The sequence below is a fragment of the Compostimonas suwonensis genome (genome assembly GCF_002797855.1).
In the GTDB taxonomy this organism is placed as follows: domain Bacteria; phylum Actinomycetota; class Actinomycetes; order Actinomycetales; family Microbacteriaceae; genus Compostimonas; species Compostimonas suwonensis.
The window spans coordinates 70,899-84,542 of sequence record NZ_PGFB01000001.1 but is presented as its reverse complement, the minus strand read 5'-3'; the positions used below and the strand labels follow the sequence as shown (position 1 = coordinate 84,542).

The window sequence follows — 13,644 nt, the reverse complement described above, 5'->3', positions numbered from 1 at the left end:
AGCTGGGGCGGGGTTAGGGCCTCGTCCCAGCCCCCACGGGGTCGATCCCGAATCCCGATGGGATCGGCGTCGAGGGCCGCCTCCGGCGTCGATCGGGGATGCCGCGTGCAGGAGCTCAGGCGTCGCCGCGGAGCTTGTCGCAGAGCTCGGTGAGTCGCGCCATCTCCTCGAGCGTCAGGCTGCCGCCGACGCGGCTGCTGATCGCGCCCATGTGCTCGAAGGCGACCTCGCGGAAGAGCGCGAAGCCCTCCGGGGTCAGCTCGACGATCGTGCCCCGGCCGTCGTTCGGGTCGATGCTCTTGGCGACGATCCCTCGCGCGGCGAGCCGGTCGATGAGGCGGCTGACGCTCGGCTGGGTCAGGAGCACGTGCTTGTTCAGCTCGCGCAGCCGCAGCCGCCAGTTCGGCTGGCGGCTGAGGTTGAAGATCACGTCGTACTCGTTGAACGAGATCTCGTGCGTGGGGAACTCGGCGGCGAGGGTCCGCATCACGGAGACCTGGGCTCGGAAGAGCGACTCCCACGCGGCGACGGCGACCATCTTCTCGCTCAATCCGACCCCTCTCGTTCGCACGGATAAGCAATCCTATGCGAACGTATGGCCGGGAGGCGGGTCGCGGTGACCGGCGGAAGGGCTGCGCGACCGGTCGAGACACCGCTCGTTAACGTGATTGAGGGCCGGTCGCAGAGGCAAGCGACCGACCCTCTCCCTTGCACCAAGAGTGTCCTGCAATCACATTCTGCGGAAGCCGCCACAGCAAACAACTTCCGCTCTTGAACTATATAACGGTTAGGTAACGAGGCGCTAGTTACCAAACCGTTATTTTTCCTGCGAATTTTCTGAGTGCCTCGTTCGGGGGTGATTCTCGCTCGGATGGCGGTCGGCGGCGCCCGGTCGACGGCCTCGACGATCGAAAAAATCCGGGCCTCGTGTCGATCCGGCCTCGCGCCGTTCGACCTAGAGGTGAGAAGGTCGAAAGGCGATCTTCTACGAACAAAGGAGTACACGATGGCCAAGTACATGCTGATCATGCGCGCGTCGGACGAGTCGGCCGCGAAGTTCGCCGACATCGACTTCACCGAGATGCTGGATGCGATGGGCAGGTTCAACGACGAGCTCATCCGCGCGGGCGTGCTCCTGGCCGCCGAGGGCCTCGAAGACCCGAACGAGGGCGTCGTCGTCGACTTCACCGGTGAGACGCCCGTCGTCACCGACGGGCCCTACGGGGAGACGAAGGAGCTGTTCAACGGCTACTACATCCTCGACGTCGCCTCGCAGCAGGAGGCCGTGGAGTGGGCCAAGCGCATGCCGTACATGGAGGGCAGCAAGGCCGAGATCCGCCGGGTGCCGTCGATCGACGAGTTCCCGCAAGACAACGAGTGGATCCAGAAGGAGCGCGCCTGGCGCGAGCAGACCGGGCAGCTCTGAACCGGCCGGTGAGCACGACCGAGGCGAGGGGCGCCGTCGAGGCGGTGTGGCGGATGGAGTCCGCCCGCATCGTCGGCGCCCTCGCCCGGTACACGGGCGACTTCTCACTGGCCGAGGATGTCGCGCAGGAGGCGCTCGCCGAGGCCCTCGTCTCGTGGGCCGTCGACGGCGTGCCGGCCCAGCCGAGCGGGTGGCTGCTCACCGCCGGACGCCGCCGGGCCATCGACGCCTTCCGTCGTCGGGCCGCGCGCGACGAACGCTACGCCCTGCTCGCCCGCGATCTCGACGAGGCGGAGCCCGGGGCCGACACCCTCTTCGATCCCGATGCGATCGACGACGACGTGCTCGCGCTGATGTTCGTGTCGTGTCATCCGCTGCTCTCGAAGGAGTCCCGGATCGCGTTGACGCTGCGAGTCGTCGGGGGCCTCGGCAGCGAGGAGATCGCCAAGGCGTTCCTCGTGCCGGTGCCCACCATCCAGGCGCGCATCACCCGCGCCAAGAAGACGCTCGCGGCGGCGAGGGTGCCGTTCGCCGTGCCGCAGCAGCACGAGCGGGCCGAGCGCCTCGGCTCGGTGCTGCAGGTCGTCTACCTGATCTTCACCGAAGGCTCGTTCGCCTCGGGCGGAGAGGAGTGGATGCGCACCGATCTGGCCGGCGAGGCACGACGGCTGGCGCGCGTGCTGCTGCGGATCGAGCCCGAGCCCGAGGTCTTCGGCCTCGTCGCGTTGCTGGAGCTCACCGCGGCCCGGTTCCCCGCCCGCCTCGACCCGGCAGGCCGGCCCGTGCTCCTGGAGGACCAGGACCGGCGGCTGTGGGATCAGCCGGCGATCCGGCGCGGACGCGCGGCGCTCGCACGTGCCGCCGGCCCCGGGGGAGGGCTGGGCGCGTACGGCCTCCAGGCATCCATCGCCGAGTGCCACGCCGTGGCGCGCTCGGTCGCCGAGACCGACTGGCAGCGGATCGTGATCCTCTACGAGGCGCTCGGGCGGCTGACTCCGTCGCCCATCATCGAACTGAACCGCGCGGTCGCGGTCGCCATGGCGGAAGGCCCGGCCGAGGGCCTCGTGCTCGTCGATGCGATCGCGTCACGCGGCGAGCTCGCCGGCTCGCAGCTGCTGCCCGCGATCCGTGGCGAGCTGCTCATTCGGCTCGGCCGGCGCGACGAGGCGCGGTCGGCGCTCCTGCAGGCCGTCGGGCTGAGCGGCAACGCCGCCGAACGCGCGGCGCTCGGTCGCAAACTCGAGGAGCTCGGCTGACCGCAGCCGGTGAATCCGGTGGTGCCGCGCCGATCCCGTCCCGGCGAGCGGGATCGGCAGGCGGGACCGGAAGTCGGCGCCTAGAAGACGTCGGGCGACGGGGTCGACGCGTGCCGGATGGACACGTCGGCGTGACGGTCGAAGCGGTAGCCGACGCCGCGCACGGTGCGCACGATGTCTTCGTAGCGGTCGAGCTTCGCGCGCAGACGGCGCACGTGCACGTCGATCGTGCGCTCGTTGGGAACCTCGTCGTCGTTCGCATTCCACAGCGCCGAGATGAGCTCCGCACGTTCGATCGTGCGGCCCTCGCGCAGCACCAGGTACTGCAGCAGCTCGAACTCCTTGTAGGTGAGCGCCGCCGTCTGGTTGTCGAGGATGAGGCGCTTGCGTGAGATGTCGATGACGACGCCGCCGGGAACCGTGTCCTCTTCGGGCTCGGGCGTCTGGCGGTGCTTGGCGAGCGCGGCCGGGTCTTGGAGGGCCAGGCGCACGACGTCGACGTCGCGGCCACCGGCGCCCTGCGGGGCGAGAGCGACGGCCGCGTAGGTCTCGGCGGAGGGGGCGAGCTCGGCGGTCAGGCGCTTGAGCGCCTCGACGAGCTGGCCGAGGTCGGTTCCGGCAGCGAGGGCCTTGGCCTCGTCGAGCCCGACGTAGAGCACGAAGCCGCGGGCCTCGGTGCCGTTGGGAACGGCGCGGATGCGAGGGCCGGCGGCCGCGACATCCGCCGGGGTCGACGAGAGGGAGTTATCGGTGAGAGGGGTGGAAAGCTGTGCGATCGACATGTCGAATCCTTGGAGGTGATGATGCTCGTACGAACCCGTCGCACGATGTGCGGTGCCGGAGAGTTCCGGATCGGAGGGTTCCCGTGGGTGTGCTGCGGGCGATGTGATGCCCTGATCGGATGCCGTGCGATCGCCCGAAGACTCGGGCTGCGGCGTATCCGTGGAGTTCAACGCGGTGACGCTGACTCGGCGAAAGGTCGTCTTAGCGACACATTCGACAACACATGACCGAAGCGCTGCCGGGCATCATCATGCCGGCATTCCCAGAAGCCTCAAGGGAGGTCAGGAAGCGCGAGTTCTCAGTCATGTTCAGAAGTAAAGCGCAGGCCGCTCGGGCATGTCAAGTCTTCACAGCGTCTTTCGGGGGTGAATCGAGCGGACCGCGCGACCGCGCGCCCGCCCATCGGGGCAGGGCGGACGCGCGGGGCCTGGTGGATCCGAGGGTCAGAAGGTCGGGAAGACGTCGATCGTCGAACCTCCCGTGCCGGTGTAGTCGGCTCCCGTCGAGAACGTCGCGTCGTTGATGAGGGGCTTGAACTGGAAGGGCTGGCCGGCCGGGATGCGCTCGAACTCGAACTCCCAGATGTCGGGCGCGACGTTGCGGGCTCCGCGACCCGACGTCCAGCGCAGCGGATAGCTGTCACCGCGCACCGAGATCGAGTTGCCGAAGCCGACGTCGTAGTGCACGCGGATGGTCGTGACGTTCCTCGCATCCGGCGTGTAGGCCGAGACCGGCGCGCCGGGGGCGAAGACCGTCGACTCGTGCTCCCCGAGGGTCACGGTGATCTGCTTGCCGGTCGGGCCGCCGGATGCGACGGTCACGGTCTCCGAGGTGTTCATGAGGTTCGTGAGCACGGCTCCGACCGGGATCGAGCTCTCGGCCCGCAACGGAACGGTGCGCGTCTGCGGATCCCACGAGTTGCTCGAGAGGGTGATCGCCTCCGCGCCCGTCGCGTCGACCCGGCGCGAGAAACCGTAGACCGAGGCATCCGACCACATCTCGCGCTGGATGCCGAGCTGCAGTGCGGGGTTCGCGGCCTTGATCGTCGTGAGGCGCTGGATGTGCTCGTACATGGTCGAGGTCTGCGAGAAGCTCGGCATGTCTTTGCGGTTGTCCTTGTTGGCGATCGGCACCTCGCTCGCGTTGCCGTTGCCGTCATCCGCCTGCTCGGTGCCGTAGTAGATCACGGGGACCCCGCGGCTCGTGAGCAGGAAGGTGAGCGCCGAGCGCAGCCGCTGGTAGTTGTCGTCGGCCCAGGTCAGGAACCGCGCGCGGTCGTGGTTGTCGAGGAAGGTCGTCAACCGGTTGGGGTTGTCGTAGTTGTAGTCCTGGTCGAAGAGGTCGCCCAGGGCGTTCATGTCGGTGTCGGCCGCGAAGGCGTCGCGCACGTCGAAGAAGTACGGGAAGTCGAGGACGCCCCACTCGTAGTCCTGGTACTCGGAGACGTAGTCGATGTCGCCCACGAAGACCTCGCCGAAGGTGGGCACGCCCATCGCGTCTTCGAAGTCGGCCAGCCAGGGCTTGGGCACCGAGCGGGCCGCATCGACGCGGATGCCGTCGAAGCCCATGTCGACCCAGTCCTTGTAGGTGTCCATGAGGTGGGCCGAGACCGTCGGGTTCGCCTGGTCGAGGTCGTCGAGCCCGCCGAGATCGCAGTCCTCGATCTGGGCCTGGCTCTCGGAGCCGTCGAAGCGGCAGTCGCCGGTGTGGTGGTAGAACGAGGGGTCGTCGAGCGGTGAGGACGGCCGGTAGCCACTCGGCGAGTAGCTCGTCGCCGTGCCGGCGAGGTAGTCCGCGGTGTGATTGGGCACGACGTCCAGGATCATCTTGAGACCCAGGGCATGAGCCTCGTCGATGAGCTCCTGCAGCTGGGCGGTGTCGCCGAAGTGCTCGTTCGGGGTGGCGAAGTCGTGTGTGAAGTAGCCGTGGTAGCTGCCCTCGTTGCCGTCGCGTGAGACCGGCTCCTGCTGCGAGACCGGCGACATCCAGATGGCGGTGACGCCGAGGTCGGCGATGTAGGGGAGCTTCTGCGTGAGCCCCGCCCAGTCGCCGCCGTGGTAGAAACCGAGGTCGTCCGGGTCGTACTCGCCCTCGCCGCTGTCGGTGTTCGTCGGGTCGCCGTCGGAGAAGCGGTCGACGAGCACCTGGTAGATGACGTCGCCCTCGGCGAGCGGGCCGGGGGAGGGGATGTCGGCGCTCGCCGTCTGGCCGGGGCTCGCGAGCCCCGAGCCGAGGAGGACGAGCGCCCCCGCGATCGCGAGGGAGGGTATCCGCCACGAGGAGAGGGCGGAGCGATTGAGTTGTGCGGAATGCATGGGTCACCTGACTTTCCATGTTGAGAAAAGGCGGTGCCGTCCCCGATCGCGGCGTCGCTCTGTGCACGATTAAGATTGCAGCACGGTTGTTTGTTCACCAGAGCGGTTATGGCTTATCCCCTTCTTTCCGGTTGCGCCTTAGTTTCCGGACACCCGCCCCACTTCGCACAGTAGGGCGGGTGTCCGGAAACTAAGGCGCAACCGGAAGGGGGCCGGTTGAGTCGCGCAGCAGCAGGGCGGTGTGGAGCCGCTGGCGGTGCGGGCGGTCGCTCGATCCCGCCGAGATCGCCTCCACGAGGTACTCGGCGGCGAGGCGCCCCTTCGTCTCGATCGGCTGGTGCACGGTCGTCAGACTCGGGGTCGCGTTCCTCGCCTCGGCGAGGTCGTCGAAGCCGGTCACCGAGACGTCGCCCGGCACCGAGACGAGTAACTCCCGCGCGGCATCCAGAACACCCAGGGCGAGGATGTCGCTGAAGCACACCACCGCCGTCGGCCGCTCGTTCGACCGCCAGAGCTCCGTGAACGCCGCCTCCCCGGCCGGCCGGGTGCACTCGACCTCGACGACCCGCATCCCGGGGCTCTCGAGCGACAGACCGCGCTGCTCGAGGGCGGCCATCGCTCCCCGCATCCGCCGGAAGACGGGCCCGCGCCAGTGCTCGGGGCCGCCCTCGACCCCGGTTTCGAACGCCAGGAAGGTGATGCGGCGATGCCCGAGGGCGAGCAGGTGCTCGACGAGCGAGCGCATGCCGTCGTCGTCCTCGATCTCCACGGAGGGCACGTCGTCGTGCTCCTCGCTGTCGACGAGCACGAAGGGGATGCCGCGCTGCCGCAGCGCGCTCACCTCGCCGCGGTCGTACTCGAGTCCGCTCACGATGAAGCCGTCGACCGCCGCGTAGGGGATCGACTTGAGCATCGACCCGCGTAGCGGCGGGGCGAGCAGCAGGGTGTAGCCCTCACGGTGGCAGGTCTGGCCGATGCCCTGCAGGAACTGCGTGTAGTACGGGTTCTCGAGCACGACGTCGAGCCGCTGAGGCAGCAGCAGGCCGAGGCTGTTGGTGCGGCGGGTGCGCAGCATCCGCGCCGCCGGGTCTTGCGAATAGCCGAGCTCCGCCGCGACGTCGAGGATGTGGCGCAGCGTGTTCTCCGAGAGACGGGAGGTGTCGTTGAAGGCGAGCGAGACGGCGGTCTTCGAGACGTTCGCGCGGTTCGCGACATCCTGCATCGTCACCCGATGCGACTTCACTGCGATTGCTCCCCTCCCCGCACGAGCACAACGGCGTTCCGCGGCCCGACGGTCTGCTCGATGGCGGCACCCGGCGTCGTGTTCGGCGCCGACCCCATTGAATCATCTGTGAGGCGTGCGCCGATGCGCCAGGATGCCGCGCTCCACCGCTGCCCGAACGCCCGGCCGTCGAGCAGCTCGGCCGGCACGACGACGGAGCTCTCGCCGCGGTTCACGATCGCGAGCGCCGTGCCGAGCTCGCCCGCGTCGCGGAGCACGGCCACGCAGTCCTCGCTCAGGGCCGTCACACGCTGCGTGCCCCGGCGCAGGGCGGGGGTCTCGTGGCGCAGCTGCGCGAGGGCGCGCACCCCGTCGAGGATCTCGTGCGACCACTCGTCGCTCTGCCACGGCATGCAGCCGCGGCATCCGGGATCGTTGTCGCCGAGCAGCCCGACCTCGTCGCCGTAGTAGACCATCGGCGCGCCCTCCGCGCTGAACAGCAGGGTCTGCGCGAGCAGGCTCGCCCGCACGTCGCCGCCGTGCCGGGTGAGCACGCGCTCGGTGTCGTGGCTTCCGAGCAGGTTGAGCATCGCCGGTCGCGCGGCGGCGGGGATGCGTGCGGTCAGCCGCGTCATGCCGTGCGCGAAGTCGATCGCCGTCTGAGAGCGGTCGGCCGTGAAGCCGAGCACGAGGTCGCGCAGGGTGTAGTTTGTGGTGCCGTCGGCGAGGTCGCCCTGCAGCCACTGCTCGGGGTCGCGCCACTCCTCGGCGACGATGTAGAGATCCTCGTCGATGCCCTTGACCTGGTCGCGGAAGCCCCGCCAGAAGTTGTGGTTGATGAAGTACGGCACGTCGAGCCGCCAGCCGTCGATGCCCTCCTCGATCCAGTGGCGGGCCACCCGGTAGTGGTGCTCGCGCACCTCCGGGTTGTACGCGTTCCACTTGGGCAGGTAGTAGCAGCCCGAGCAGGTGCGGTAGTTGGGCACCGGATGCGGGCGCACCGGGAAGCTCTCGACCGAGAACCAGTTCACATAGGGCGACCGCTCCTCGTTCTCGACGATGTCGCGGAACGCCCAGTGGCCGTCGCCGGCGTGGTTGAGCACGGCGTCGAGCACGATGCGGATGCCGCGGTCGTGGGCCTCGTCGACGAGCCGACGGAAGGCCGCCAGGTCGCCGAGCGCCGGGTCGATCGTGAAGTAGTCCTTCGCGTCGTAGCGGTGGTTGGTGTCGGCCGCGAAGATCGGGGTCAGGTAGATCGCGTTGGCGCCCACCGCGACGACGTGGTCGAGATGCTGCACGATGCCCTCGAGGTCGCCGCCGAAGAAGTTGTGCGGTGTGGGCGTGCCGCCCCACGGCTCGACGCCCTCGGGGTCGATGCTGTGGTCGCCGTTCGCGAAGCGCTCGGGGAAGATCTGGTAGAAGACGGCGTCGGCGAGCCAGTCGGGGGTTTCGCGCCCCGCGTGTGGCCGCTCCGTGGCTGTCGGTTCGGGGCTGGTCGTGTGGGTCATCTCAATCCTTGAGTCCGGAGGTGGCGATTCCTCGGATGAGGGCGCGTTGGAAGACGAGGAACACCACGAGGCTCGGGATGGTCGCCATGAGCGTGCCGGCCATGAGGTAGTTCCACGAGGTGTTGTAGCGGCCCTGGAAGGCGGTCAGGCCGATCTGGATCGTGCGCATCTCGTCGCTGTTGGTGACCAGCAGAGGCCACAGGAAGTCGTTCCAGGCGAACAGGAAGCTGAAGATCGCGAGCGTCGCGAACGCCGGGCGGGCCAGCGGCACGACGATGCGCACGAAGATCCCGATGCGGCTGCAGCCGTCGATGCGCGCGGCCTCCTCGAGCTCGAGCGGGATCGACGAGAAGTACTGGCGCAGCAGCACGATCCCGAAGACGTCGGCCAGGCGCGGCACGATGAGACCTGCGTAGGAGTCGATCCAGCCGAAGTCGGCCACGAGGGCGTAGGCGGGGATGACGGTCACGAAGGTCGGGATGAGCAGGGCCGCGAGCAGCACGACGAAGATCGCGTTGCGGAACGGGAAGTGCAGTCGGGCGAAGGCGTAGGCGGCGAGGGCGTCGAGAACCAGGTGCCCGGCCACGATGCCCGCGGCCATGATCGCGCTGTTCAGGTAGTACTGGCCGAACGGGGCGGCCTGCCACGCGGTCACGTAGTTCTCCCAGTGCCAGGAGGTCGGGAGTACCGAGGTGTTCGTATAGGTCTCGGCGCGGGTCTGCAGCGAGGTCGTGAACATCCAGAGGAAGGGCACGACAACCGTCGTCGCGCCGAGGATCAGGGCGACATGGCGCCAGAGGTTCGAGGTGCGGGTCATCCGCATGGCGCGGTCTCTCGTGGCGGCGCTCATCGCAGCGACGACCGTCCCGAACCGGAGGCGCGCCACTGCACGAGGGTCACGCCGAGCACGAGGAAGAGCGTGACGAAGGCGACTGCGGTTCCGTAACCGAACTCGCCGAGCCGGAAGGCGTCGCGATACATGAGCATGCCGAGCACCTCGGTGCCGCCGCGCGGGCCGCCGCCCGTGAGCACGTAGACGAGGTCGAACGCCTGGAAGCTCGTGATGAGCGCCTGCACGACCACGAAGAAGGTCATCGGCTTCAGGAGCGGGATCGTGAGATGGCGGATGCGCTGCCACAGGCTCGCGCCGTCGACTTGGGCCGCTTCGAACACCCCGCTCGGCAGGGCCTGGAGCGCGGTCAGGTAGAGCACGGCGTTGAAGCCGATGTTCTTCCAGACGGTGAGCAGCGTGAGGGCGCCGAGTGCGAGCCAGCGGTCGCCGAGCCAGTCGGGCCCGTCGATGCCCAGCTGGGCGAGCACGGTGTTGACGAGGCCGGCCGGGTCGAGCATGTAGCGCCAGACGATCGCCGCCGCGACGGAGGAGGTGACGGCGGGCAGGAAGTAGATGCCGCGGTAGACGCTGCGGCCGCGGAGGGGCGCGTCGAGCAGCAGGGCGATGGCGAGCCCCGAGACGACGCTCAGCAGGCAGACGCCGAGCGCGTACAGGCACGTGACGAGGAGCGAGTTCCAGAAGGCCGGATCCTGGGCGAGGGAGACGTAGTTGTCGAGCCCCACGAACTCGAGGACGGGGTCGAAGCCGTTCCACGAGGTCAGACTGATGTAGCCGGCGGCGACGATCGGGTACACGACGAACAGGCCGATCGTCGCGAGCGCTGGGAAGAGGAAGAGGGCCGCGGTGGCGACATCCTCGCGCCGATAGCCGGCGCGGCCGAACCGCGTGCGGCGGCGGGTGGGGGACGCGCCGCCCCGGCCGCCGAAGCGACCGGAGCGGGCGTCTGTGGTGAGTCGGGTCACAGGTGGGTCAGCCCTCGGCGATGATGTCGTTGACGGCCTTCTCGGCGTTCGCGAGCGCGTCGTCGACCGACACCTCGCCGCTCAGCGCGCCCTCGATCTGCTGGGCGAAGGCGAGGGAGATCGCCGGGTAGAGCGGTGTGTTGGGCCGGGCGCGCGCGTACGGCATCTGCTCGATGTAGGGGCGCAGGCGCGGCTGGTTCTCGTCGACCCAGCCCAGGTAGTCCCCGCTCGCGGCGACCGTGTCGGTGACCGGCAGCATGCCCGTGGCCTCGCTCCACGAGGTCACCTGCGCGGGCTCGAGGAACCACGCGAGGAAGTCGGCCGCGGCAGCGGCGGCATCCGCGTCGCCGTCGAAGACCATGGCCTGCTCGCCGCCCAGATTGGTGGCGGGCTCGCCGTCGCTCGGGTACGGCGCCATCGCGACGTCGAAGTCGAAGGGAGGCTCGGGCGCCCAGATGCCGACCATCCACGAGCCCTCGGATGCCGCGGCCGCCTGTCCCTTCTCGAACTCGCCCCATGCGGCATACGGGCTCACCCCGGTCGCGACGAGCTCCTTCCAGTAGCCGAGCGCCTCACGGCCGGCATCCGTGTTGAAAGCCGCCGCCGAGTTGTCGTCGGTCAGGAACTCGCCGCCCGCCTGCCAGAGGTTGACCTGGAAGTTCCAGGTGAGGCCCTCGCCGTTGTCGCCGGCCTGCGCGTTGAGCTCGTAGGCGGGCTTGCCCGTCTTCTCGAGGATGGTCTTGCCCGTCGAGAGCACCTCCTCCCAGGTGGCAGGCGGGCTCGCGGGGTCGAGGCCGGCCTCCTCGAAGAGCGAGGTGTTGTACATGTAGGCCAGGTTGTTCGCCGAGACCGGAACCGACACCTGCTCGCCGTCGATCGTGCCGAAGGAGGTGAGCGCCGGGTTGATGTCGTTCAGCACGGTGTCGGGCAACAGGGTCGAGAGGTCGGCGAGGGAGCCGAGCTCGTTGATCTGCGGTACCCAGACGAGGTCGCCGATCGCGACGGTCGGAAGGGTGTCGGAGGTCGCGGAGGCGCGCAGCTTCGTGAGGAAGTCGGCGTTCGGCACGTTGGCCGTCGAGATCGTGACGCCCTCGTTCTCCGCGTTGTAGTCGTCGACCATCTGGTCGAAGACGTCGGCGTTGGTGCCGTCCCAGTAGTGCCAGATCGTCACCTCGACGTCTCCGTCGTCGGCCGGCCCGCCCGCGCTGCAGGCGCTGAGCCCCAGGGCGACCGCGGCGAGACCGGCTGCGGCGGCGAGAAGCCTGCGGCGGTGCGCGTGCCGTGTGCTGCCGCGCGCCGTGCCGGTCGTGGTGTTCGTGGTGGTGTCGTGTGCTGTTCGGTGCATCGTTGCTCCTTGTGTGATCGCGGCCCTCAGCGGGCCAGGGCGTCCTCCGTGGTGGGGCGGAGGCCGTGGTGTTCCGGCCCTGTGGCGGTCGTGAGCCAGACCGCGCTGTTGGCCGGAAGAGTAGTGCCGGGGATGTCGCGGCCGCTCGTGCTCCTCACAAGCACCCGGGCGTCGTCCGCGAGGGGCAGAGCGGCATCGCGCTCGCCGAAGTTGACCGCGCAAATGGCTGATCCACGGGCGAAAACGAGCAGCTCCGGGTTATCCGACGCGAGCCAGAGCAGCGGCTCGGAGGGCGCGAAGAGCGCGCGGCGGCTGTGGAGGAGTTCGCGATAGAGCGAGAGTGTGGAGGAGGGGTCGTGCTGCTGCGTGTCGGCGGCGAAGTCGCCGAACCAGGCGGGCTGGGGAAGCCAGGGGAGCGCGGCGCCGGCGGGGGAGAAACCGAAGCTCGCGGCATCCGCCGACCAGGGCAACGGCACCCGGCAGCCGTCGCGGCCCAGCTCGGCGCCCCCGGAGCGCACCCAGATCGGATCCTGGCGCGCGTCGCGCGGAAGGTCGACGACCTCGGGCAGGCCGAGCTCCTCGCCCTGGTACAGGTAGCTCGTGCCGGGAAGCGCGAGGAGCAGCATCGCGGCCGCGCGCGCCCGCCGCACGCCCAGCTCGAGGTCGGCGGGACCGTGCCGTCTGGCTGCCGCGATCATGTCGCTCGGAACGGGAGCGCTCAGATCCTGCGCCTGCCCGTAGCGGGTGACGGTGCGGTGCACGTCGTGGTTGGCGAGGGTCCAGGCCGGCGGTGTCGCCGTGCGGGCCGATTGGCCCAGGCCGCGATCGACAGCGGCGCGCATGCGGTCGGCGTTCCACGGCTGCACGAGCAGGTCGAATCCGAAGGCCTGGTGCAGCTGCTCGGGCCCCAGGTAGTCGGCGAGGCTCTCGACGCTCGGCACCCAGATCTCGCCGACGAAGTACTTGGGATCGGGTGCATAGCCGTCGCCGATACGGCGCCAGCGCCGATAGACCTCGTGCACCTCGGGCTGATCCCACATGTCGTAGTTGTGACCGCCCGTGCCGTCGTCGGCGCCGGGCCAGTCGGCGAGCTCCGCCGACTTGACGAGCCCGTGGGCGACGTCGATGCGGAAGCCGTCGACGCCCCTGTCGAACCAGAACCGCAGCACCCGGTCGAAGTGGTCGGCGACTTCGGGATGCCGCCAGTCGAAGTCGGGCTGGCTCGCGTCGAAGGCGTGGAAGTACCACTGCCCGAGCCGCCCGTCGGGCTCGACGACACGTGTCCACGCCGGCCCGCCGAAGACGCTCTGCCAGTTGTTGGGCGGCAGCTCGCCGTGCGCGCCGCGCCCGTCGCGGAAGAGGAACCGCTCGCGCGCCGCGCTGCCCGCGCCGGCGGTGATCGCCTCACGGAACCACTCGTGCTGGTCGGAGCAGTGATTGGCGACCATGTCGAGCAGCACGCGCAGGCCCAGCTCGTGGGCGCTCTCGACGAGCGTCTCGAGCTCGTCGACGGTTCCGTAGTCGGGGTCGATCGAGAAGTAGTCGGAGATGTCGTAGCCGTGGTCGCGCTGCGGGGAGGCGAAGCAGGGGTTGAGCCACAGGGCGTCGACGCCGAGCGCCGCGAGATCGCCGAGCCTCGTGCGCAGGCCGGCCAGGTCGCCGATCCCGTCGCCGTTCGAGTCGGCGAACGACCTCAGATACACCTGGTACACCACGGCGTCGTTCCACCACTCCACGGCTGTGATCTCCTTCGGTTGCCGAGTACTAAATCGATACACTAAACGGCGCGGAAGCTTTAAGCAAGTATGCATGAGGCACAAACGCGTTATTCGTGAATGTGTCTCATCCGGATGATGATCCGGAATGCAGGAGCGGCTTCACCAGATGCAGGAGATCAGTCGCAGACGGCGGCCACTGCGCGGGTCAGCACGCCGAAATGACCCAGATCTCCTGCATGTGGGGTGTGGTCTCCTG

At 69.0% G+C, this 13,644-nt stretch carries 11 protein-coding genes; 2 read left to right on the top strand and 9 right to left on the bottom strand.

Annotated elements, in window-relative coordinates:
• Positions 1-115: 115 nt before the first annotated feature.
• Positions 116-538, bottom strand: coding sequence for a MarR family winged helix-turn-helix transcriptional regulator (locus CLV54_RS00410; protein ID WP_100343593.1), 423 nt, complete (start codon positions 536-538; stop codon positions 116-118).
• Positions 539-1,006: 468 nt separating this feature from the next.
• On the opposite strand from CLV54_RS00410, the gene CLV54_RS00405 reads away from it, so the two are divergent.
• Positions 1,007-1,426, top strand: coding sequence for a YciI family protein (locus tag CLV54_RS00405; RefSeq protein ID WP_100342996.1), 420 nt, complete (start codon positions 1,007-1,009; stop codon positions 1,424-1,426).
• Between the two features lie 8 nt (positions 1,427-1,434).
• Positions 1,435-2,682, top strand: a complete 1,248-nt coding sequence (locus CLV54_RS00400; RefSeq protein ID WP_100342995.1) for an RNA polymerase sigma factor — start codon at positions 1,435-1,437, stop codon at positions 2,680-2,682.
• A gap of 80 nt (positions 2,683-2,762) precedes the next feature.
• Here CLV54_RS00400 and CLV54_RS00395 read toward each other — a convergent pair whose 3' ends face one another.
• From CLV54_RS00395 to CLV54_RS00360, 8 genes are all read right to left on the bottom strand, one after another.
• Complete coding sequence (locus tag CLV54_RS00395) at positions 2,763-3,464, bottom strand: winged helix-turn-helix domain-containing protein (RefSeq protein WP_100342994.1); 702 nt, start codon at positions 3,462-3,464, stop codon at positions 2,763-2,765.
• 444 nt (positions 3,465-3,908) lie between these two features.
• Positions 3,909-5,780 (bottom strand): alpha-amylase family glycosyl hydrolase, encoded by a 1,872-nt coding sequence (locus CLV54_RS00390; protein WP_100342993.1) that lies wholly within the window; start codon positions 5,778-5,780, stop codon positions 3,909-3,911.
• Positions 5,781-5,970: 190 nt separating this feature from the next.
• On the bottom strand, positions 5,971-7,023 hold the full coding sequence (locus CLV54_RS00385; RefSeq protein WP_245861187.1) for a LacI family DNA-binding transcriptional regulator: 1,053 nt from the start codon (positions 7,021-7,023) through the stop codon (positions 5,971-5,973).
• On the bottom strand, positions 7,020-8,510 hold the full coding sequence (locus tag CLV54_RS00380; protein ID WP_100342992.1) for a glycoside hydrolase family 13 protein: 1,491 nt from the start codon (positions 8,508-8,510) through the stop codon (positions 7,020-7,022). The genes CLV54_RS00385 and CLV54_RS00380 overlap by 4 nt, the downstream gene beginning before the upstream one ends.
• Position 8,511: 1 nt before the next feature.
• Positions 8,512-9,360 (bottom strand): carbohydrate ABC transporter permease, encoded by an 849-nt coding sequence (locus CLV54_RS00375; RefSeq protein WP_245861184.1) that lies wholly within the window; start codon positions 9,358-9,360, stop codon positions 8,512-8,514.
• On the bottom strand, positions 9,357-10,325 hold the full coding sequence (locus CLV54_RS00370; protein WP_100342991.1) for a carbohydrate ABC transporter permease: 969 nt from the start codon (positions 10,323-10,325) through the stop codon (positions 9,357-9,359). The genes CLV54_RS00375 and CLV54_RS00370 overlap by 4 nt, the downstream gene beginning before the upstream one ends.
• 7 nt (positions 10,326-10,332) lie before the next feature.
• The gene (locus CLV54_RS00365) at positions 10,333-11,670 is read right to left on the bottom strand and encodes an ABC transporter substrate-binding protein (protein WP_100342990.1); all 1,338 of its coding nucleotides are present in this window, start codon (positions 11,668-11,670) and stop codon (positions 10,333-10,335) included.
• A 26-nt stretch (positions 11,671-11,696) separates the two neighbouring features.
• Positions 11,697-13,406 carry a glycoside hydrolase family 13 protein gene (locus CLV54_RS00360; RefSeq protein WP_245861182.1) on the bottom strand — a complete coding sequence of 570 codons (1,710 nt, stop codon included), beginning with the start codon at positions 13,404-13,406 and terminating at the stop codon, positions 11,697-11,699.
• Positions 13,407-13,644: the final 238 nt, after the last annotated feature.

Excerpts from the sequence above, each read along its gene's own strand:
- CLV54_RS00395 (WP_100342994.1), bottom strand. The coding sequence starts at position 3,464 with ATGTCGATCGCACAGCTTTCCACCCCTCTCACCGATAACTCCCTCTCG.
- CLV54_RS00365 (WP_100342990.1), bottom strand. The coding sequence starts at position 11,670 with ATGCACCGAACAGCACACGACACCACCACGAACACCACGACCGGCACG.
- CLV54_RS00410 (WP_100343593.1), bottom strand. The coding sequence starts at position 538 with ATGGTCGCCGTCGCCGCGTGGGAGTCGCTCTTCCGAGCCCAGGTCTCC.
- CLV54_RS00405 (WP_100342996.1), top strand. The coding sequence starts at position 1,007 with ATGGCCAAGTACATGCTGATCATGCGCGCGTCGGACGAGTCGGCCGCG.
- CLV54_RS00375 (WP_245861184.1), bottom strand. The coding sequence starts at position 9,360 with ATGAGCGCCGCCACGAGAGACCGCGCCATGCGGATGACCCGCACCTCG.
- CLV54_RS00380 (WP_100342992.1), bottom strand. The coding sequence starts at position 8,510 with ATGACCCACACGACCAGCCCCGAACCGACAGCCACGGAGCGGCCACAC.
- CLV54_RS00390 (WP_100342993.1), bottom strand. The coding sequence starts at position 5,780 with ATGCATTCCGCACAACTCAATCGCTCCGCCCTCTCCTCGTGGCGGATA.